This is a genomic window from Synechococcus elongatus PCC 6301 (assembly GCF_000010065.1).
Taxonomy (GTDB): Bacteria; Cyanobacteriota; Cyanobacteriia; order Synechococcales; family Synechococcaceae; genus Synechococcus; species Synechococcus elongatus.
This window is the reverse complement of the sequence record NC_006576.1, coordinates 929,414-950,047: the sequence shown is the minus strand read 5'-3', so window position 1 is coordinate 950,047 and position 20,634 is coordinate 929,414. Positions and strand designations below refer to the sequence as shown.

Genomic DNA, 20,634 nt, shown 5'->3' with positions numbered 1-20,634 from the left:
TTCAAAAACACAACGGCAGCACTGCTCTCTACTCTACTGATCTAGGCGATCGCGCTGGGCGACCACAGCGAGCGGATGAGGCGCACAACCATGCCTGATCTGCTTTTCCTCAGCAATGGCCACGGTGAAGATCTCAACGCCAGCTTGATCGTGAAGGCGATTCAAACGGTTAATCCCCAGTTGGCGATCGCGGCGCAACCAATCGTCGGTGCGGGTCATGCCTATCGCAAGCTGGGCGTTCCGATCATTGGCCCCACTGAGTCAATGCCTTCGGGTGGTTTGCTCTACATGAATCCGTGGGTATTGGTGCGGGATCTCGCCCAGGGACTCGTGCTGCTCAGTCTGCGGCAAATTGCAGCCATTTGGCGATTGCGCCAGCAGTTCAAACTGGTTGTGGCCGTTGGGGATGTGGTGCCGATCGCGCTGGCCAGTCTGACGGGCCGTCCCTTTGTTGCTTTTCTAGTCTCGACTTCTAGCTACTACGAAGGACGATTGCGGCTGCCTTGGCTGACACAGCGACTGTTGCGATCGCCTCGCTGTCGGCAGATTTTCTGTCGTGATGCGTTTACGGCAGCGGATTTACAGAGCCGAGGCTTTGCCAAAGCCATTTTCTGTGGCTATCCGATCATGGATGCTTTGCAGGGACAGGGGGCTGAGCTGGTGCTGGATCCGCAATGTCCCTTGATTGCCCTGCTGGCAGGTAGTCGTCTCCCGGAAGCGATCGCCAATCTCAAGCTCCAGCTCCGACTCTGTCAGGAATTAGCCAAATGGGGTGACTTTGCCTTTGCAGCTGCGATCGTGCCTGCAATCGATGCCACTCAACTCCAGGCGATTGCTATGGATCTCGGTTGGCAGTTTGATGGCCGCGATCGCCTCTTAACTTCCGTGGGCGATCGCCGTTTGGAGGTTCACTGTCGGAGCGATGCCTTTGCCGAAATTTTGCAAGCCAGTCAGCTGGTGATCGGCATGGCTGGTACCGCAGTTGAGCAGGCCGTTGGCCTAGGTAAACCTGTGGTCCAACTGATTGGCGCTGGCCCGCAGTTTACTTATCGCTTTGCTGAAGCCCAAGAGCGGCTCCTCGGAACAGATTCAGTGCAGACGATTGGCAAAACTCCCGCTCAGCCTGCCGATCTGACCCAAGCGGCTCAAGTCATTCTCCAGACTCTGCAGGATCCTACCCAACCCGAGCGCTGTCGACAGAATGGGCAAGCGCGAGTGGGCTCCCCAGGTGGTTCCGCCGCGATCGCGGGTCAGATTTTCAGCGTGCTTCGACAGGGATCAATTGACGATCGGTAGCGGCCGACGAGCTCAGATATCTCTCCCAAAGTTGGGCCAGATCCCGCGAGCGATCATCGTTGGCTTGAGCCAATTGATACATGCGGCGGGGTCGCCCTCGGCCCTCTACTTTTTTCCAATAGCCCGAAATGATCTGCTCATCCTCAAGGAACTTGAGTGCAGTGTAGAGCACCGTGTCCGAGAGGCGATAGTTGGGCCAATGCGTTTCCAAGTGCTGGATCAGCTCAGTGCCGTAGGAGTCTTCGTGCCGAAGCACCGCCAACACATAGCAGACTGCTAACTCTTTACTCAGATAGTGCGGGGGCGGATCTTGGAAAAAACGATAGATGTCTTCAAAGTCCATGCTGAGAACACTCACGCGCGAAGGGACGCAAGAACTTGGCTGGGGTGCCGCTACCCCGCTCGACATTTCGCCAACGCATGAGTCGGTGCAACGCAGCCCTAAGTTGATCCCTCACACCGTTGACAGCAGCTCAGCCTGTGTCGTCGCAGCATCTGAACTGGTTACAGACAGGGATTACCTGATTGAGTCTGTCTTTTTTATTCTCTGCGGGGATTGAGAAAAAATCCACTCTTCTCGTTAGATAGAAGCAGCAGCTTCTCCTTTCTGTAGCCGCCGATCGCCCACACAGGAGCCGAACACTCGCATGTCTAGCATCGACTCAGACTTTCATCTGTGTGAACAAGACTTAACAGATGAGTTGCTAGCGCAATATCGGCAGTCCCCTGCGATCGCCATCGACACCGAGGCAATGGGGCTGAATTTCCACCGCGATCGCCTTTGCCTAGTGCAACTCTGCGATTCAGCGGGAATTACAACCTGCGTGCGCATCGCCCAAGGGCAAACCGTCGCCCCGAATTTGCAAGCCCTCTGCGAGGATCCGCAAATTACCAAGGTCTTCCACTTCGCCCGCTTCGACATCACCGCCCTCAAGCATGGCCTTGGGATTGCGGTTCAGCCCATTTTTTGCACCAAGATCGCCAGCAAACTAGCACGCACCTATAGCTCACAGCACGGCTTAAAAAGCCTGCTCCAGGAGTTGGTGGGTGTCGAGCTGGACAAGACAGCCCAAAGTTCTGACTGGGGCAATGCTGCAGCGCTCTCCCATGAGCAGATGCGCTACGCCTGCAATGACGTGCGCTATCTCTTGGCTGCTCAGGCAAAATTGACGACGATGCTGCAGCGTGAAGGTCGCTGGCAGTTGGCCCAAGATTGCTTTGCCTGTCTTCCCACCTTCGCGGCCCTCGATCTGGCCCAGTTTGGCAGTGTGTTTGAGCACTAGACGGTGCCATGGTATCTTCTAATACGATCGCGAATCGCGGGCGCTTAACTCAGCGGTAGAGTGGCTGCCTTACAAGCAGTAAGTCACTGGTTCGAATCCAGTAGTGCCCATTTCAAAGTCCAACTTCTCTTGAATCCAAACGGCAAATCCAAACGACAAAATTGTTGTAGGACACAGTGGTAAGCGCCCTGTTGCCGAACCATGAAAACTTTTAATCCTTCACATATTGTCATCTCACACGAAGAGAGGCTGGGAATGCTAGGCTGGGGGCTAGAGAAAATATCGGCTGTAGTGTTTCTAGTCCTGACGAGTCTTTTCAGTCCTTGTTGGCATAGTTCTCTCCGAAATTTCGCTCTCAACTCTCTCTTTCGGAGACAACTCCATGTCTATTTACGTTGGTAACCTGTCCTACGAGGTTACAGAAGCTGACTTGACCGCCGTATTTACGGAGTATGGTGCGGTCAAGCGAGTTCAACTGCCTATCGATCGTGAAACCGGTCGGATGCGTGGTTTCGGTTTTGTCGAAATGAGCGCTGATGCAGAAGAAGATGCTGCGATTGCTGCACTTGGCGGAGCTGAGTGGATGGGCCGAGGCCTCCGCGTCAACAAAGCAAAGCCCCGTGAGGAGCGCAGTGGTGGCGGCTCGTTCGGCGGTGGCGGTGGCCGTCGCGGTGGTGGCGGTGGCGGTGGTTACCGCAACTACTAAGCTGCCTGCTTAGAACCATTGCAAACATTCACTGAAATTTAAATTGAATCACTTAATCTCTAGATGAGTGATCCAGTTTTAATCCGAAGCTTAGACATCTTTGTCTAAGCTTTTTTAATTGTTAAAGTCTGTTGGTAGACTCTGTAATTATTGACTTGTCTTTATACTCTTTTGCGCTAAAAGTCGTTATACAGAGAGCGGTACTCTCACTTAATTCGAGGTTTCGTGAACCTGCTTGATCGCTCTTTGAGTCCTGATAGCTTGATCTTCTTCGGCCTGATCTTAGGACGTTATCTACTGATTGCTGGAGGACTCTACTGGCTCTTTTATGGCTTTTTGGCAGAGCGATCTACTCGCAGGAGAGTGAAGCATTGGCCGACTTGGAAGAAGTCAATTCGCTCAGATGTTGGGCTTTCGATAGCCTCGGCTTTAGTCTTTGCCCTATTAGCTTCTTGGTTGACTTCTACTCCAGTGCTGATCCATACGCGGCTCTACACAGATGTTAGTCAATATGGATTTTTTTATTTAATCTTTAGCTTCTTTCTGGTTCTGATTCTGCAAGATACTAGTTTTTATTTCTGTCATCGACTCTTTCATCAGCCTTGGTTATTTCGCTGGGTACATCGGGGTCATCATCGTTCGCAATGCCCAACACCCTGGACCTCCTTTGCCTTTGATCTACCCGAAGCAGTGATGCAGGCACTGCTGATTATTGGCATTGTTTTTGTTTTCCCAGTTCACGTTGGCATTTTGCTGGCTGCCTTGGTGACTATGACCCTTTGGTCTGTTTTCAACCATTTGGGCTTCTCACTGTTCCCCGATTCAGGGGTTTCTCAGTGGCTGGCTCAGTGGTTGATCGGACCCCAGCATCATCTGCTTCACCATCAACGCTACAGCTTTCACTACGGTCTGTACTTCACGTTTTGGGATCGACTCCTAGGCACTCAAATTCCAGCCTCCCAGCCGCAGACTCAACGCTCGGTTCGTCTGGCTTTACTCACTGCTGCAAAACCCTTGGCAGTCCGAGGTAAAGAACGCTAATTGTTGCTGCTCCCCTAGGCGATCGCAGCAGTAAACTGTCGCTGTTTGAGAATTAATTCTGCGATCGCTAGATCCGCCGGTGTGGTCACCTTGAGATTGGTCTCTTCGCCTTCAACAATCTGCACGGGCAAACCAAACGCTTCGAGGAGCGCGGCGTCATCGGTCACAGCAAGCTGTTGTTTTAGGCCCTGACGATGGCAACGCAGCAGCGACTCAACGGTAAAGCCCTGGGGAGTTTGGGCGGCCCAGAGAGTTGAGCGATCGGGGGTTGCGGCGATTGTGCCATCAGCAGCAACTTGTTTGATCGTGTCTTTGACTGGAACGGCCGCCACGAAAGCAGGACAAGTCTGGAGTGCCGCGCTACAGCGATCGAAGAGGGTAGGCGTTGCCAAACAGCGGGCGCCGTCATGGATTAAAACTTGCTGAGCCCCACTGGGCAGCGATCGCAGGCCATTAAACACCGATTCCTGGCGTTCTCGGCCGCCCTGAATCCAGCTGACAGGGGTTGCAAGCTGGAGCTGATCAACCAACGCTTCCATATCCGCGCGATCGCCTGGCTGCCCAATGATGCCAATCCAAGTGATCGACTGAGCTTGATCGGCGGCTTGTAGGGCCCAGGCCAGAACCGGCTGACCCAGGAGTGGCAGCAGGAGTTTATTGCGATCGGCACCGAAGCGACGACCTGAACCAGCGGCAGGAATCAGCAGATGCAAGGTTATTGTTCCGTTGCAAGCCCTAGCGAGGCGGGTGCAAGCGTCCCATAGAATAGATCGGACTTCAGCTTACCCCGATTCCCATGCGCATTTTGGCCCTGGTTCCGGGCGGTATCGGTGACCAGATTCTCTTCTTCCCGACGGTCGCCGATCTCAAAAAGTACTATCCGCAGGCTCAGATTGATGTCGTCGTTGAGCCTCGCGCCGTGGGTGCTTATCGGGTCTGCGCCGAGGTAGACCAAGTCTTTCCGTTCGATTTCAAAGATCGCAACAGCTTGGCCGACTGGGGCAATTTGCTCGGCTCCATTCGCGAGCGGGAATACGAAGCGGTGCTCTCCCTTGGCCAGCGATCGCTGGTGGGTCTCTTCCTCTGGTTGACCGGCATTCCCAAACGGGTGGGCTATGCGGGTCGCGGCAAAATTTTTCTCACGGATGCGGTGCCGCTCAACCGTGAACAGTATGCGGGAGCGCTCTACCACGATCTCTTGCAAGGCTTTGGTATTAATACTCCCTGCCCGAATCCTAAGCTGACGTTGGCTCGGCAAGATTTGGATTGGGCAACGGCAGAACAGCAACGATTGGGGCTGGCAGGCCAGGGTTACCTCGTCCTGCACGGCGGTTCGAGCACGCTGGCCAAGCTCAAGGGTTTGCAGAAGGTCTATCCCGTTGAGAAATGGGCGATCGTGTTGCGATCGATTCGCGAACAGCGTCCTAGCCTGCCTTTTGTGGTGGTGCAAGGCCCCGACGATGCGGAGTTTGTAGCGGAACTGCGCAAATCCAATCTCGACTTCCAAGTGGTGCAGCCGCCAGACATCGGCAAACTTGCTGCGATCATTGCTGGAGCTGATCTGATGCTCTGTACCGATAGTGCACCGATGCATTTAGCCGTGGCGAGCGGGACAAGGACGATCGCCCTGTTTGGTCCCTTTGAACCGGCGAAGCTGCTGCCAGCAGATGATCGGTTCATCGGCATCAAGGCGGAGGGTGTTGACGTGGCGACGGTTCCACCCCAGGAAATCATCGATCGCCTCTTCGGTCGCTAGCGATCTTCCTCCACCGCTCAGATTGAGCGAGGCAGCATGGAGCCACAGCGATCGCGGCGAAGTCTTGATCACCGTCGCAATCTGGTCAATAGCGTCTGGGCGTTAGTCCTGCTGATTGTTGTCGGCACCTTGGGCTACCAGCTGATTGAAGGCTGGACAGGGCTAGATGCTCTGTACATGACAATCACGACGCTAGCGACGGTGGGATTTGGGGAAGTGAATCCCCTCAGTCCCAAGGGTCGGCTATTTACGATCCTGCTGATCTTGGCAGGATTGATCTTGATTGGCTATGTGATCAAGACTGCCACCGAAGCCTTGGCCGAGGGATACTTCCAAGAGAGGCTGCGCGATCGCCGACTACGACACTTACTCAATCGCTTGCACAATCACTACATCATTTGCGGCTTTGGTCGCACTGGACAAGAAATTGCCCGCGAGTTCAACGCAGAAGCATTGCCTTTTGTCGTTTTAGATAACGATGAAAGTGCAATTGATACGGCGATCGCGGCAGGACTTCAGGCTTTTGTCGGCGATGCCACACTCGATGAGGTGTTGATCAAAGCAGGAATTGAGCGGGCGCGCTGTTTGGTAGCGGCTATGCCGTCTGATGCTGACAATCTTTACGCGATCCTGTCGGCCAAAACCTTGAATCCTAACCTGCGGACGATCGCCCGTGCCAGTTCTGCTGAGGCGGTTCAAAAGCTGCGTCGAGGCGGGGCAGATGCGGTGGTCTCGCCCTACATCACCGGTGGACGGCGGATGGCGGCGGCAGCGCGGCGACCGCAAGTGATCGACTTCATTGATGATCTGACTTCCGCCAGTGAGCGGTCGGTCTACATTGATGAGTTTTTGTTGGAGCAACCGCGATCGCGATTTATTGGGCGCACCCTGCGAGAAGCGGATTTACGGGGGCGATCGGGCGCCCTAATTCTGGCGATTCGGCGGGCGGATGGTACCTTGCTGGCCAGTCCCACCGGTGACACCTATCTCGAACTCGGAGACTTGCTGCTCTGCCTTGGAACTGGTCCGCAATTGCAAGCCCTCGAGAAGCTGTTGGCCTAGAAGGTTCCGCCAAGATCGTAAAATCAACCCTGCCCTAGCCCTCTGGAGCGCACTCCCATGACTGCTTTGCCCCTAACCGATCGCATTGCTCTGGTGACCGGAGCCTCTCGGGGGATTGGCCGGGCGATCGCCTTGGAATTGGCGGCGGCGGGGGCCAAGGTTGCGGTGAATTACGCGAGTTCTGCTGGTGCTGCCGACGAAGTAGTGGCAGCGATCGCGGCGGCCGGTGGCGAAGCTTTTGCTGTCAAAGCCGATGTTTCCCAAGAGTCAGAAGTGGAAGCCCTCTTTGCGGCGGTAATCGAGCGTTGGGGACGGCTAGATGTGCTGGTCAACAATGCTGGGATTACCCGCGACACACTGTTACTGCGGATGAAACGGGATGACTGGCAATCGGTGCTGGACTTGAACTTAGGTGGTGTCTTCCTCTGCAGTCGAGCGGCTGCCAAAATCATGCTCAAACAGCGATCGGGCCGGATCATCAACATTGCTTCGGTGGTTGGTGAAATGGGTAACCCCGGCCAGGCCAACTACAGTGCGGCCAAAGCTGGGGTAATCGGCTTGACCAAAACCGTGGCCAAAGAACTCGCTAGCCGTGGCATTACAGTTAATGCCGTGGCGCCGGGCTTTATTGCCACTGATATGACCAGTGAACTCGCCGCCGAAAAACTCCTCGAAGTGATTCCTCTCGGTCGCTACGGTGAAGCGGCAGAAGTGGCGGGTGTGGTGAGATTCTTGGCGGCGGATCCGGCAGCTGCCTACATCACGGGCCAGGTGATCAATATCGATGGCGGCTTGGTGATGGCCTAGGCTCTGCTTCGGTAATCCCTACTTCGGCTCTGCAAGACACCGTGCGACAGTGAAGGGCGGGCGATCGCTCGCCTTCACCCCACCACTCTGCTGTCCACAATTTTCTATGGCTAAGCTGATCCTGTTTCACGAAGACTCCCGCCAAGCTCTTGAACGGGGAGTCAACGCCCTCGCGAATGCTGTCAAGGTGACTTTGGGCCCCCGCGGACGTAACGTCCTGCTCGAGAAAAAGTTTGGGGCACCTGAAATCATCAATGATGGCGTCAGCATCGCCAAAGAAATTGAACTGGAAGATCCCCACGAGAATGCAGGGGCTCGCCTTGTTCAGGAAGTTGCCGCCAAGACTAAAGAGATCGCAGGCGACGGTACCACGACTGCAACTGTGCTGGCTCAGGCGATCGTGCGGGAAGGCTTGACCAACGTGGCCGCTGGTGCCAACCCGATCGTGCTGCGTCGTGGCATTGAAAAAGCAGTGGCAACCTTGGTGGAAGCGATCGCTGCTAAAGCGCAACCCGTGGCGGATGAGGCGGCCATCCGCTCGATCGCTGCGGTGTCGGCGGGCAACGACGATGAAGTCGGCCAAATGATTGCCGATGCTGTGGCTAAGGTCACCAAAGACGGCGTGATCACGGTTGAGGAATCAAAATCTCTGGCGACGGAACTAGAAGTTGTCGAAGGGATGCAGTTCGACCGCGGCTACCTCTCGCCCTACTTCGTCACCGACCAAGATCGGCAGGTCGTGGAGTACGACAATCCGCTCATCCTGCTGACGGACAAAAAAATTGCCTCGATTCAGGATCTGGTGCCGGTTCTGGAAGATGTGGCCCGTGCCGGTCGTCCGCTGCTGATCATTGCTGAAGACATCGAAGGCGAAGCCTTGGCAACCCTCGTGGTCAACAAAGCCCGTGGTGTCCTCAACACCGTCGCAGTCAAAGCGCCTGCCTTTGGCGATCGCCGTAAAGCCATCCTGCAAGATATTGCCGTGCTGACTGGCGGTCAGGTCATTTCCGAAGAAGTCGGCCTCAGCTTGGCCGATGCCAACAGCAGCGTCCTCGGCAAGGCCCAAAAGATCACGATCAGCAAAGACACCACGATCATCGTGGCAGGCGATGAGAACAAAGCTGATGTGGCTGCTCGCATCGCTCAAATCCGCCGCAGTCTGGAAGAAACTGACTCGGACTACGATCGCGAGAAACTGCAAGAGCGCATCGCCAAATTGGCGGGCGGCGTGGCTGTGATCAAAGTCGGCGCGCCGACCGAGACTGAGCTGAAAAACCGCAAGCTGCGCATTGAAGATGCCCTCAATGCCACCCGTGCTGCGATCGAAGAAGGGGTTGTGCCCGGCGGTGGGACGACGCTACTGCACCTCGCCAGTGCCTTGACCTCACTGCAAGCGTCGCTGACCGTGGCTGACGAAAAACTGGGTGTGGAAATCGTGGCCCGTGCCCTCGAAGCTCCCCTGCGTCAGATCGCGGACAACGCCGGTGCTGAAGGTTCTGTCGTCGTCGAAAAACTGCGGGACAAAGACTTCAACTTTGGCTACAACGCCCTGACAGGCCAATACGAAGACCTCGTGGCTAGCGGCATTCTCGATCCGGCCAAAGTGGTGCGATCGGCACTGCAAGATGCGGCATCCGTCGCCTCGCTGATTCTGACGACTGAAGTCTTGGTTGTCGATCAGCCCGAGCCGGAGCCGGCAATGCCTGCTGGCGGTGACATGGGCGGTATGGGTGGCATGGGTATGCCGGGAATGGGCGGTATGGGCATGATGTAGACCGCGATCGCCTTAGTTTTGGGGGGTGAATTCCGCTCCCCAAAATCAGCCCAAGAATCTTGAAGCTTTTCTGCACGGCCCCCCGTTTTGGCGAACAATGGCTACTCTGGGGGTGCTGATCCCAAACAAGGCGTAAAGGGCTGTGACCGTGATATTCGACACAGCTTTGCTGGGAAACGGCTGTCAGACTGAAGCTAGCGCGAAGGAGGTCAAAACCAGTGAACTTTGTGTTGCAAGTCCGCTGGAACGGCAAACCAGGCAGCAAGCTCTATGGACCGTTCGATACCCCTCAAGCAGCCGCTGCTTTTTCGGAGTCGGTCAGTCCAAACCCTAGCGATATTGCTTGGACCATTTTTGAGTTAAATCCCCCGACGGCTCCTGTGCTTGCAGGGAGTCGCCGTCGCTCTGTGAACGCTTGAGAGTTGTCCCGTGATTGATTCGGCGACCGTCGCTGCCATCCTGGCGTCTGTTTTGGATGGCAAGCCTTTAGAACCGGAAGCCGCTACCGTTTTACTCAAAGCCCGCGATCGCTCGCTCCGTCAGCAAATTCAGGCAGCGGCGAACCAACTCCGTTCCCGACAGGTGGGCGATCGCGTCAGCTATGTGATCAATCGCAATCTCAATTTCACCAATATTTGCGAGCAGCACTGTAACTTCTGCGCCTTTCGTCGTGATGCGGATCAAGACGGTGCTTTCTGGCTAGATGCTTCAATTCTGCTTGAAAAAGGAGCGGCAGCCGTTGCCGCTGGTGCAACGGAATTTTGTCTGCAGGGTGGCCTGAATCCAGCGGCAAAACGCAACGGGCGATCGCTCGACTTTTATGTCGAGTTGACGGCCAGCCTTAAACAAGCCTTTCCGCAGATTCATCTCCATGCTTTTTCACCGCAAGAAATTCAGTTTATTGCTCGGGAGGATGGGCTGAGTTTTCGTGAGGTGTTGATGGCTTTGCGATCGGCGGGGGTGGGCTCTTTGCCCGGCACTGCAGCGGAAGTGTTGGATGACTCGGTGCGACGGATTCTCTGTCCCGAAAAATTAGATAGTGCAACCTGGAAAACAATCATCCAGACTGCGCACCAAGTTGGTTTGCCGACGACTAGCACGCTGCTCAGTGGTCATCTCGAAACGCCCAGTCAGCAGGCTCAGCATCTAGAACAACTGCGACAACTCCAACAAGCTGCGATCGCTGGCGAAACCCCAGCCCGGATCACGGAGTTCATTCTGCTGCCGTTTGTGGGGGAGCTGGCGCCGGCACCGCTGCGCAAGCGGGTCAAGCGCGATCAGCCTGATTTATCCGATGCACTGTTGGTGATGGCTGTGGCCAGGCTGTATCTGGGCGACTGGATTGCCAATCACCAACCGAGTTGGGTCAAGCTGGGGTTGGCTGGAGCAACCCAAGCCCTCGACTGGGGCTGCAATGACTTGGGCGGCACGTTGATGGAGGAGCACATTACCAGCATGGCAGGGGCCCAGGGCGGAACGGCTCAAACCGTGGAACAGCTAGAGGCGGCGATCGCAGCTGCGGGGCGCCAACCTTACCAGCGCGATACGCTCTACCGGCCCGTGGCGGTGGAGGCTGTTCATGCCGGTTAAAGTACGGCCAGATTGGGCTAAACTGCGTCGCCGTTGGCGCATCTTGCGACGCCGATCCCAGCGCGATCGCTTGGTGCTTGGGGCGATCGCGGGGGTTGTGCTGGCGGTTACCGTCAGCTTGCTGTGGTGGCAACGCCCCTGGAACCTCAATGACTCTGCTACCAGTGCCTTGGTGGATCTCCAGCCCCAAGAGACCGCTGCCAGCCTCCTATTCAGTGCTGACCAGGGCGATCGCCTATTTCGCTCTCTTGCGAGTGAAGCAGACTGGTTAAAACAACTACCAGCAGACTTTCTTGAACCCTTGGTCGATCAGGCTAGCGAGCGGCTGCTCCTCTGGCTCCCGTCCTCGCAAACGCCCATCCCTGGGCTAGGAACCCAGTCTCTGCAAGCGGCGATCGCGCTTGAACTGACACAGCCAGAACTGTTGCTCGATCGCCTCCAAGTTCTTGAGCGCCAACAGCAATGGCGGATTGAACAGCGATCGGGACAGTCCTTGGTAGGGCGATTGGGCGATCGTTATTCCCTGCTACTGTTGCGGAACCGCTACCTCGTGTTGAGCGAGAGTGATGCCACGCTGCGTCGCCTGCTGTCTGCCTATCTAGGAGAGGGAAGCCTCACCCAAACGGCGGACTATCAGCGGCTGTGTGGCAGTACGCCTGCGACAGAACTGCGGCTCTATTTCGACTGGCCTGTGCTGCAGTCGGCGAGTACCCAAGCGGGTGATGCCTGGGGGCTACCGCCAGTGGCAGAGGCGGCTTGCGCTGACTTTGTCACTCAGTCGGAGGGCATTCAAATTCAGGGCAAGGCGCTAACTGAGTCGGAAACGACCGCCTCAACGTCCCCTCAGCCCCCCCGTCCTCGTCAGGAATTGCGATCGCAGGTTCCCGCAGAAACCGTCCTCTGGTTCGAATCGGTCAACCTCGCCCAATTCTGGCAGGCGATCAGTGGCGGCCCGATCGCGCTGCAGTTGCCCAGTGGTCAGCAATTCGATCGCGATTTTGAGGCTTTGACCAGCACCCAGCTCCAGCGGGATTGGCTGAGCTGGAGCCAGGGTAGCTATGCGATCGGTGTCGTTCAAAATCCCAATCCTGCCAATCAATCCCAACCTCGGGCGGGGCTGATCCTGCTGGTGCAGGCCAGTAACCGACGCCAAGCGGAGCAGAGTTGGCAGAAGCTGGATGAACACCTGAAGAAAACAGGTCAACTCAAAGTCGTTCCTGCAAGGGGCTCTACGCTCTGGCAGTTGCCCGATGGTCGCCCAATCGCCCGACATGGCTGGCTTAGGAACAATGTCAGTTTCCTGACGGTGGCAGCAGGTACAACGCTGACTTTGCCACCCCCGAGCGATCGTCCCTCTCTGGCGACCACTCCCACGGCAGCACTGACCGGCGATGGCCCTAGCGATCGCCTGATTCTCAAGCTCACCCAACTGCGGCAGCTCGGTCTGCTACCCCTGCCCAAACTCCTGCAGGATCGCCTCCAGCCCTTTGATCAATTGCACTTGCAGTGGCAAAAGTCCCGGGCGGGTGTGACCCCGTTTGAGTTGTGGCTGACCCTGCCCCCCAGCGATTCTGTGAAGCCTGATGACGCAGCCGAGCCCGACAACTAACTGCCAGAGTCCGCTAACGCTCGATCCGGCGATCGCCCTGCAAGCAATGGCCGATCCGCTGCGTCTGCAAGTGTTGAATCTCTTGAGCAAACAGGAACTCTGCGTCTGTGACCTCTGCGATCGCCTCCAGGTCAAGCAGCCCAAGCTCTCCTTTCACCTCCGTCAGTTGCGAGAGGCGGGTTTGATCCAAGCCCGTCCCCAAGGCCGCTGGACCTACTACTCACTCTGTCCTAGCCGTTTTGCCGCGCTACAAGTTTGGCTACAGCGCTTCAGTCAAGCCCAGCCCGCGATCGCGGATTGCTGTCAAGACTGAGGTACGGGGCGATTGCGCCGCTGCCAAGCAACTAGCCCTAGCCAGAGCAGCATCAGGAGACCAATGCCCGGGATGCTCTGCAACGGGTTGCCTTCCCACCCTGTCCAGCCTGCCCAAAGGCCGGCTCGTGGCTGCACCAGCTGACCGACATTGACCCAGTAGTAGGCGGCGACCAGCCCGGAATGCAGCCCCATGGGCAAGCCTAGACGCTGGCGATCGCACTGACGCGCAGCAACCAGTGCCAGTCCCAAGAGGCTTAAACCGAAAATTTGTAACCCAAAACGATGAACTGCTGCAAAGATGAGTGCGCTCATCCAGCCGCCCTGCTGCGGAAAATCGCGTTGTAGTTCCTGGAGGAGCCAACCGCGAAATAACAGCTCCTCGGCAAAGCCGACGGCAGTGGCCATCAGCAGTCCTTCGAAGAACAACCGCCCAAACTGGGGCGGCCAACCCTGCCACTGTTGCCAACCGAGGCTCCACTGCAGGCCATAGAGCAGCAAAACGAGACTGATACCCAGCCCGAGCCCTAGCAGCCACGATCGCCGCCAGCGCCCATTCCACGCCAAACCATAGTGGCGGAAGGGCTGTCGCCAGGCGGTTTGACTCTCACCCCAGCGGGGCAAGAGTAACAAGAAGATGACGTACAGTCCGACCAGCGTGACGATCGAGCGGCTATTGCTGTCCGCGATCGCAAGGGAACCGAGCCCTAACCACGGCAGCCACAGCAGTGCGAGGATGACCAAGAAAGCCGGTACCCGCTGCCAAACGGGGCGATCGCGCAGGGCTGTAAACAGGCGTGTCAGCAGCTTAGTCGTCCGGTTCAATGCTGCTGCTCAAGCCCGTGACTTTTTAGCTGTTCGCAGTAAAACTCTGCTGGCTCAATGTCGCAGGTAATCACCAAGCCGGTGCCGTTGGTGTGGGCCTCCATCATGATGTCCACGGCTTGGGGCTGGGTCAGGCTCGGCACTGTTTGCATCAGCACCATGACCACATACTCCATCGGGTTGAAGTCATCGTTGTGGAGCAAAACCCGATAGCGCGGCGCAATTTTGCGTTTGGTCGTGGTTTCTGGTTTCTGAATGGTCTCCACGGCCATTGCAGATCTCCTCTGGTTTCAAAAAACAACGATTGACGATGACTCAACTCGTTTGGTCTGTCTTCCCTTTTCTCAACGCAGGAGCACAGATTTCGAGTTAGTTTCGATTGTGAAAAGCAGTATCAGTGTAACAAATGTCCCTTGGGCAACCATCGCGATCGTCATTCTGTGCTGGACAAATCGTTCAGTGCCAGCGATCGCCGCTGTGGTTACTGGCTGAGGTGATTGAGGTGGTCAGCGATCGCGATCGCCTGTGGCTGCGCCCCTTAGCGGTGGCGGTGATCGAAACGGAGTCTTGGCAAGTTTTCGACTGTCGCGAGGACTCGCAATTGCTCGTGCCCCTAGACTCGTTTGAAGCGGCTGAAGATGTGGCTGCCATCACGCTGCTTAGCCAGTTATCGGAAATGCCCCAGGCCAGTCAAGAAGGACGACAGCACTTGCGATCGCTGCTGCGTCAGTTGCTGGCGACAGCGGCTTAGCGGCTGCTACAACTGCGATCGCTGAGGCAGGGCACCACATCGGCAAGGTCTAACCCGAGGCTGCGGAACTGGGTTTGCAAGGGCAGCAGCACTTTGAGCAGCCGCGGGATTTCGATTGCGAGGCTTTGGGCCGGCAACACTTCCAGCAGTTGCAGCACCGAAATCCTAGGCTGGCTGGCGAGCTGGGCGAGGCGATTATTGATGCGGGTGGGGTTCTGCAGTTGTTCTGCTTGGGCACCCAAGGTCCGACTCAGCTCCTGCACGAGGCGATCGCCAAAACCGAGGTCGAGGAGTGCCGATAATTGGCTGCCAGATAAGGGCAGAGGGGAATTTAAGAAGCGTCGTACGGCTTGGCTGTTCAGCCCGGCTTGTTGAAGCAGCCGTGAGAGATCGCTGGAGGCTTGCCCCTGTTGCGCCAGAACTGCGAGATCGGCAATCGCCAGTTGCTGCACTTGTCCATCCGCTGAGAAGGTGACTGTCTCTAAGGCTTGGACAGGTGTGAATCCCAAGCTGACCCAGAGGCCCAATGCCCAGCGCAGTGATCGATTCATGGGGTCTGAACCTTGGTGTCATTCCTGTGCCCTCTAGTCTGGCAACCACCTGCAGCGATTGCTAGATCCGTGGAGGGCGATCGCCCGAGGATGCGTCTCTTAGGAGTTTTAAATCCTCAACATCAGTGACAATCGGCGTGATCGCCTCAAATATCGGTGCTTGTGACCAGCCCCAAGCGGCTGCGATCGCTGCAACTCCAGCGCCTGCAGCCATCCGCAGATCGCTATCGGCATCGCCAATCACGACGGCGGTACTCGGATCGACGTTGAGCTGCTGACAGACAGTTAGAACAGCAGCCGGATCGGGTTTACTGGGCCGACGATCGCAGCCCCAAATCAGATCTACAAAGTCACGCAACTGATGACAATCCAAAAAGGACTGAATCTGAGCCTCGCTATCGGCAGAGATCACCGCAATCTTGAGGCCGAGCGATCGCGCCTGAGATAGCAGCTTCTGAATGCCCGCGATCGGGGGCGTTTGAGCAGCCTTTGGCTCACAGGCTGCATCGCCTCGACGAAAGGACTTCTCTGCCAGGTCAAGGGCACGAGGCCAACTGTAGCCTTGAGCTGCGATCGCGCTAGCTGCAGCAATTAAATTCTCTTGACGGCTACCGATCGCCATCAACCCAGCTGGGTCAACGCGCTCCTGCCGATAGCCCCAACTCAGCAAGAGGTCGGTCGTGAGGTCGGGAACCTGTGCCGCAATCGCTCCGTAGCGGGCCAAGACCAGTCGCTGCAGGAACGCCTCGCTATTCGCCAACGTCCCATCCTTATCAAACAGCAAGGCTTGGACTGATATTTGCCAGCGATCGCCGCTGCGCTGATCGCGGAATTGCAGGACGGGCATGGCTAGGGCAACAGCATCTAAGAGCGAACGGAGTGGCAGTCTCCACAAAAAAACCGGACCTGAGCGGCCCGGTTCTCTTCAGCAGCAGAGCAATCGTTGTCTATTCGGTAACGACCAGACCTTCAGCTTGCTGTTTCAATTTTTCGCGATATTGAGCAGCCATTTCTTCGGCTTTCTCGTAGACCACTTCGGGGTTGCGAACCATGTCGCCCGGCTCGGGCTCCAGTTGCTTGGTCGACAGCGAAATCCGACCGCGTTCGGCATCCAAATCAATGATCATGACTTTGACTTCGTCATTGACATTGAAGACGCTGTGTGGAGTCTCGATGTGGTCGTGGGAAATTTCGGAGATGTGCAGTAGACCGCTGACGCCACCGATGTCAATAAAGGCACCATAGGGTTTGATACCGCGCACTGCACCGACGACGACTTCGCCCACTTCGAGGCGATTCATCTTCCGCTCGACCAGCGCCCGACGGTGGCTGAGCACCAAGCGGTTGCGGTCTTCGTCCACTTCCAAAAATTTCAGGGGGAGTTCTTCGCCCACCAAATCCTCTTTGGCTTTGCGGGTGCTGATGTGCGAGCCCGGAATGAAGCCGCGCAGGCCTTCAATCCGCACCAAAGCACCGCCGCGGTTGGTGGCGAATACTTCTGATCGCACGGTGGCGTCTTCGGTTTGGAGCTGGCGCACTCGCTCCCAAGCCCGCATGTACTCAATGCGGCGGATCGACAGCGTCAGCTGACCATCTTCGTTCTCATCGCTGAGGATGAAAAACTCCCGCATTTCGCTGGGCTGAAGAACTTCTTCCGGGCTTTCGACCCGGTTGATCGACATCTCTTGAACCGGCAAAAATGCTGCCGTTTTCGCACCGATGTCAATCAGGGCACCCCGCGGTTCTAGATTGAAGACTGTGCCGACGACGGTATCACCCGGATTGAAGTGATAGTCGTACTGATCGAGTAGGGCGGCAAAATCTTCGTGAGTAAAGCCAATATCGACCGCTGGGATGTCCTGTGTGACCATGCTAAACGCTTCCTAGAGTGGATCTCCGCTGCGAATTTGAGCGATACCAAGGCTGGCTAGACAGGCGATCGCGCTGTCAGGACGCCACAAGTCGCTCTTGGGCCGGCGGGCAACTGCCCAAATCAAAATCTTACCGTATCTCTTGAATTTTGCCAGTCCAAATTGAGTCCGTGATCATTGGACTCAATCTTTCGATGAGCGGCAAATGATTAATCGATCTGAATCAATCCATCACAGCTGGAATAGTGGTCTTCTCGCCCAAGGGCGATCGCAACCGTTAGGCCGACGTCAAGCTAGTAACGGCTGCTGGGACATCCCCCACTTCATCACGACTGAGATCTTGGAGGCGATCGAGGGTTTCGACAAAATCCCGCACGCCTCGAAACTGACGATAAACCGAGGCAAAACGGATGTAGGCTACTTCGCTCAGACGGCCAATTTGCTGCAGCACCATCTCGCCAATTTCTGAACTTTGAACATCGCGAGAGCTGCGCTGCTGAAGGGTCCCCTCAATTTCATCGACGAGCAGATCCATTTGCTGAGCTGAGACGCCAGTTTTTTCACAGGCACGGACAATCCCGCGCAGCAATTTGGAGCGATCGAAAGACTCGCGATCGCCATTGCGTTTGATAACGCTAATCGGAACAAACTCCACCCGTTCGTAGGTGGTAAATCGATGGCCACAACTGAGGCACTCGCGTCTCCGCCGCACACTGCGACCACTTTCAGACGATCGCGATTCGAGGACCCGGCTATCAGTATGACGACAGGCTGGACATTGCATTCTCGTTTCCTCGCAAGCTTTCGGAAAGGTGTTTCCGAGACATGGATTCGGAAACAGAGACGACCCTAAAAGCAAAGACTCGTTGCCCCATAGTGTAATCGAAGCGGTTCCAAAAGGAACAACTGCGATCGCTAGGAACAACGAGTCTAAGCGGTCAACTGGTCTACAAACTCAGAGTCGCATCGGGGCTGTAGGCCAGTTGTAGCGGGTTATTTGCCGATTCGAGGTGGTTCGCGGAAGGCGATCGCGAAGAACAGCACACCCAGTGCCACAACGAAAACGAAGATGTAGACGAGACTTTCCATGACCGTGAGCCAATAGTCAGAGCAAGAAAGCTGAGCGGAATGAGCATCACCCAAACCGCTCTAACCATTCACAACCTTAAGCGGCTGTTTTCCGAGTGGTCGGGTCACCCAATTTCTGGAAGGCCCCGAATTCAATCTGCTCGCCCAAGTCGGCTTCAATCCCAGCAAAGACATCGCGGAACAGCGTCCGAGAGCCGTGCCAGATATGGCCAAAGAAGAAGAGCAGAGCAAAGCTGGCGTGACCAAAGGTGAACCAGCCACGCGGCGAAGTCCGGAACACACCGTCCGAGTTAAGGGTTTCGGTGTCGAATTCGAACGCTTCACCCAACTGAGCCTTACGGGCGTATTTCTTCACCTGCGCCGGATCAGTGATGGTTTGGCCATTCAGAGAACCGCCGTAGAAGCTAGCCGTAATTCCGGTTTCCTCGAAGCTGAATTTCGCTTCAGCACGACGGAAAGGAATGTCTGCCCGCACAGCACCTTTGCTGTCAGTCAAGACGATCGGGAAGTTCTCGAAGAAGTTCGGCAAGCGACGGACGTCGAGCACATCGCCATTTTTGTCCTTGAAGACAGCGTGGCCGAGCCAGCCTTGGGCAATCCCGTCACCTTTGTTCATCTGACCGGTACGGAACAAGCCACCTTTAGCAGGGCTGTTGCCGACGTAGTCATAGAAGGCCAGTTTTTCAGGAATGGAGCTCCAAGCTTCCTCTAAAGAAGCGCCACTGGCGACAGCCGTATCAACCCGGCGGGCAATTTCCTGACGGAAGTAGCCTTGGTCCCACTGGTAGCGAGTTGGGCCAAACAGTTCGACTGGCGTGGCAGCGTTGCCGTACCACATCGTGCCAGCGACCACAAAAGCAGCGAAGAAGACTGCTGCCAAGGAGCTCGACAAGACGGTTTCGATGTTGCCCATCCGCAGCGCTTTGTAGAGGCGCTCGGGGGGACGAACCGTCAGGTGGAAGAGGCCTGCGACGATGCCAACGACACCGGCTGCAATGTGGTGAGCCACAATGCCACCCGGATTGAAGGGGTTGAAGCCTTCAGGACCCCAGGCCGGGGCAACTGGTTGGACATGGCCGGTCAAGCCGTAGGGATCGGAGACCCACATCCCCGGGCCCCAGAGGCCAGACAGGTGGAAAGCACCGAAGCCGAAGCAAAGAAGACCGGAGAGGAACAGGTGGATGCCAAACATTTTTGGCAGGTCCAAGGCCGGTTCGCCGGTGCGGGGATCGGTAAAGAGTTCGAGGTCCCAGTAGACCCAGTGCCAGACTGCTGCGAGGAACAGCAGACCCGACAGTACGATGTGGGCGATCGCGACGCCTTCAAAGCTCCAATAGCCAGGATCCACGGCGGTTTCGCCGGTGATGCTCCAGCCACCCCAAGATTGGGTGACGCCCAAACGCGCCATGAACGGCAACACGAACATGCCTTGCCGCCACATGGGGTTCAGCACGGCATCAGAAGGATCAAAAATGGCAAGTTCGTATAAAGCCATCGAACCTGCCCAACCTGCCACGAGGGCAGTGTGCATCAAGTGCACTGCAATCAGTCGTCCCGGATCATTGAGGACGACCGTGTGGACACGGTACCAGGGTAGTCCCATCGACTACGCTCCTCCTCTAAGGTTTTTAGCCAGAGTGCTCTCAGCTGCGACTCTAGGATTCCAAAATCCAGCTTACCGGAAGGCTGCGATCGCCTCTGAACAAGCTAGACAGCACCTTGCTAAGGGCCGACGGTCTCCAGCGACGTGACTAAGACTTGAAGAAGTGTATCTAGTGTGAGAGAGCCCAGCAAGCGAGTAGAAATACTTGTTACAACTGCGATCGCTGCGATTTCAGCTCTCGAAGGGCTATGGAGACGCCTTAAAAGTTCGCGACATTGCCGAAACAGATTTTAATATTTATTTACCTCTGCTCTTTCCGCAGGAGACTCCAACCCCATGCCGAGCATTCGCTTTATCCGTGAAGACAAAGAGGTCTTTGCCGCTGATGGGGCCAACCTCCGCTTCAAAGCTGTAGAGAACCAAGTGGACCTCTACACCTTCGGCGGCAAGATGATGAACTGCGGCGGCTACGGCCAATGCGGGACTTGCATCGTCGAAATTGTTCAGGGCGCTGAGAATCTCTCGCCCCGTACGTCTTTTGAGGAGCGCAAGCTCAAGCGCAAGCCTGATTCCTACCGTCTTGCCTGCCAAGCGACCGTCAATGGACCCGTGACGGTGTTGACCAAACCCAACCCGAAAGAGGCCCAACGCGAGACTCTGATCGCTCAGGATTTAGCTCGGCCAATTCCGGTAACAGCGCCGCCTGCA

The 20,634-nt window shown here is 56.3% G+C and carries 22 protein-coding genes, 1 tRNA gene and 2 pseudogenes; 15 read left to right on the top strand and 10 right to left on the bottom strand.

The genetic code is table 11. From position 1 onward, the window contains the following. Nucleotides 1-90: 90 nt before the first annotated feature. Entirely contained in the window at nt 91-1,296 is a 1,206-nt protein-coding gene (locus tag SYC_RS04490) for a lipid-A-disaccharide synthase-related protein (protein ID WP_011377678.1), read from the top strand. On the opposite strand, the gene SYC_RS04485 is transcribed toward SYC_RS04490, so the two are convergent. Next, a complete protein-coding gene (locus SYC_RS04485) occupies nt 1,259-1,654 on the bottom strand; it encodes a PadR family transcriptional regulator (protein WP_336884509.1) in 396 nt (131 codons plus the stop codon). The genes SYC_RS04490 and SYC_RS04485 overlap by 38 nt on opposite strands. Nucleotides 1,655-1,943: 289 nt before the next feature. On the opposite strand from SYC_RS04485, the gene SYC_RS04480 reads away from it, so the two are divergent. The 4 genes from SYC_RS04480 (at nt 1,944) to SYC_RS04465 (ending at nt 4,326) form a co-directional block, all read left to right on the top strand. Further along, nucleotides 1,944-2,579: a ribonuclease D gene (locus SYC_RS04480; protein ID WP_011243163.1), complete on the top strand. Its 636-nt coding sequence runs from the start codon at nt 1,944-1,946 to the stop codon at nt 2,577-2,579. A 38-nt stretch (nt 2,580-2,617) separates the two neighbouring features. Then, nucleotides 2,618-2,689, top strand: a tRNA-Val gene (locus SYC_RS04475). Nucleotides 2,690-2,961: 272 nt separating this feature from the next. After that, nucleotides 2,962-3,285, top strand: a complete 324-nt coding sequence (locus SYC_RS04470; protein WP_011243162.1) for an RNA recognition motif domain-containing protein — start codon at nt 2,962-2,964, stop codon at nt 3,283-3,285. A gap of 225 nt (nt 3,286-3,510) precedes the next feature. Beyond that, a complete protein-coding gene (locus SYC_RS04465) occupies nt 3,511-4,326 on the top strand; it encodes a sterol desaturase family protein (protein WP_011243161.1) in 816 nt (271 codons plus the stop codon). 14 nt (nt 4,327-4,340) lie between these two features. On the opposite strand, the gene ispD is transcribed toward SYC_RS04465, so the two are convergent. Further along, on the bottom strand, nt 4,341-5,039 hold the full coding sequence (ispD, locus tag SYC_RS04460) for a 2-C-methyl-D-erythritol 4-phosphate cytidylyltransferase (RefSeq protein ID WP_011243160.1): 699 nt from the start codon (nt 5,037-5,039) through the stop codon (nt 4,341-4,343). Nucleotides 5,040-5,122: 83 nt separating this feature from the next. Between ispD and SYC_RS04455 the strand changes: the two genes are divergently transcribed. From SYC_RS04455 to SYC_RS04420, 8 genes are all read left to right on the top strand, one after another. After that, nucleotides 5,123-6,082: a glycosyltransferase family 9 protein gene (locus tag SYC_RS04455; protein WP_011243159.1), complete on the top strand. Its 960-nt coding sequence runs from the start codon at nt 5,123-5,125 to the stop codon at nt 6,080-6,082. Nucleotides 6,083-6,118: 36 nt separating this feature from the next. After that, the gene (locus tag SYC_RS04450) at nt 6,119-7,144 is read left to right on the top strand and encodes a potassium channel family protein (protein ID WP_011243158.1); all 1,026 of its coding nucleotides are present in this window, start codon (nt 6,119-6,121) and stop codon (nt 7,142-7,144) included. A gap of 57 nt (nt 7,145-7,201) precedes the next feature. Next, entirely contained in the window at nt 7,202-7,951 is a 750-nt protein-coding gene (gene fabG, locus SYC_RS04445) for a 3-oxoacyl-[acyl-carrier-protein] reductase (RefSeq protein ID WP_011243157.1), read from the top strand. 106 nt (nt 7,952-8,057) lie between these two features. Next, nucleotides 8,058-9,725, top strand: coding sequence for a chaperonin GroEL (groL, locus tag SYC_RS04440; protein WP_011243156.1), 1,668 nt, complete (start codon nt 8,058-8,060; stop codon nt 9,723-9,725). A gap of 218 nt (nt 9,726-9,943) precedes the next feature. Then, on the top strand, nt 9,944-10,144 hold the full coding sequence (locus SYC_RS04435; protein ID WP_039755834.1) for a hypothetical protein: 201 nt from the start codon (nt 9,944-9,946) through the stop codon (nt 10,142-10,144). Between the two features lie 10 nt (nt 10,145-10,154). Continuing rightward, entirely contained in the window at nt 10,155-11,315 is a 1,161-nt protein-coding gene (gene cofH, locus SYC_RS04430) for a 7,8-didemethyl-8-hydroxy-5-deazariboflavin synthase subunit CofH (RefSeq protein ID WP_011243155.1), read from the top strand. Continuing rightward, nucleotides 11,305-12,924, top strand: a complete 1,620-nt coding sequence (locus SYC_RS04425; protein WP_011243154.1) for a DUF3352 domain-containing protein — start codon at nt 11,305-11,307, stop codon at nt 12,922-12,924. Before cofH ends, SYC_RS04425 begins: the two co-directional genes overlap by 11 nt. Next, nucleotides 12,899-13,237, top strand: a complete 339-nt coding sequence (locus SYC_RS04420; RefSeq protein ID WP_011243153.1) for an ArsR/SmtB family transcription factor — start codon at nt 12,899-12,901, stop codon at nt 13,235-13,237. The genes SYC_RS04425 and SYC_RS04420 overlap by 26 nt, the downstream gene beginning before the upstream one ends. On the opposite strand, the gene SYC_RS04415 is transcribed toward SYC_RS04420, so the two are convergent. Beyond that, entirely contained in the window at nt 13,228-14,061 is an 834-nt protein-coding gene (locus tag SYC_RS04415) for a CPBP family intramembrane glutamic endopeptidase (protein ID WP_011377683.1), read from the bottom strand. The two genes, SYC_RS04420 and SYC_RS04415, sit on opposite strands and share 10 nt — an antisense overlap. Beyond that, nucleotides 14,045-14,333 (bottom strand): annotated as a pseudogene (gene clpS, locus SYC_RS04410) (ATP-dependent Clp protease adapter ClpS). Before clpS ends, SYC_RS04415 begins: the two are co-directional and overlap by 17 nt. 134 nt (nt 14,334-14,467) lie before the next feature. Here clpS and SYC_RS13360 point away from each other — a divergent pair. Beyond that, the gene (locus SYC_RS13360) at nt 14,468-14,812 is read left to right on the top strand and encodes a hypothetical protein (protein WP_011377685.1); all 345 of its coding nucleotides are present in this window, start codon (nt 14,468-14,470) and stop codon (nt 14,810-14,812) included. On the opposite strand, the gene SYC_RS04400 is transcribed toward SYC_RS13360, so the two are convergent. The 6 genes from SYC_RS04400 to psbB all read right to left on the bottom strand — a co-directional run bounded on the left by SYC_RS04400 (nt 14,809) and on the right by psbB (nt 19,926). Then, entirely contained in the window at nt 14,809-15,363 is a 555-nt protein-coding gene (locus tag SYC_RS04400; protein WP_011243150.1) for an alpha/beta hydrolase, read from the bottom strand. The genes SYC_RS13360 and SYC_RS04400 overlap by 4 nt on opposite strands. 61 nt (nt 15,364-15,424) lie before the next feature. Next, the gene (locus SYC_RS04395; RefSeq protein WP_011243149.1) at nt 15,425-16,210 is read right to left on the bottom strand and encodes an HAD family hydrolase; all 786 of its coding nucleotides are present in this window, start codon (nt 16,208-16,210) and stop codon (nt 15,425-15,427) included. A gap of 100 nt (nt 16,211-16,310) precedes the next feature. Further along, complete coding sequence (locus tag SYC_RS04390) at nt 16,311-17,234, bottom strand: 30S ribosomal protein S1 (RefSeq protein ID WP_011243148.1); 924 nt, start codon at nt 17,232-17,234, stop codon at nt 16,311-16,313. Between the two features lie 277 nt (nt 17,235-17,511). Further along, nucleotides 17,512-18,018, bottom strand: a complete 507-nt coding sequence (gene nrdR, locus SYC_RS04385) for a transcriptional regulator NrdR (RefSeq protein ID WP_011243147.1) — start codon at nt 18,016-18,018, stop codon at nt 17,512-17,514. Nucleotides 18,019-18,227: 209 nt separating this feature from the next. Then, nucleotides 18,228-18,323 (bottom strand): photosystem II reaction center protein T, encoded by a 96-nt coding sequence (locus SYC_RS04380; RefSeq protein WP_011243146.1) that lies wholly within the window; start codon nt 18,321-18,323, stop codon nt 18,228-18,230. Nucleotides 18,324-18,399: 76 nt separating this feature from the next. Further along, nucleotides 18,400-19,926 (bottom strand): photosystem II chlorophyll-binding protein CP47, encoded by a 1,527-nt coding sequence (gene psbB / locus SYC_RS04375; RefSeq protein ID WP_011243145.1) that lies wholly within the window; start codon nt 19,924-19,926, stop codon nt 18,400-18,402. A gap of 336 nt (nt 19,927-20,262) precedes the next feature. Between psbB and SYC_RS04370 the strand changes: the two are divergent. Beyond that, a pseudogene (locus SYC_RS04370) lies at nt 20,263-20,556 on the top strand (2Fe-2S iron-sulfur cluster-binding protein); the annotation flags it as partial. Nucleotides 20,557-20,634 lie beyond the last annotated feature (78 nt).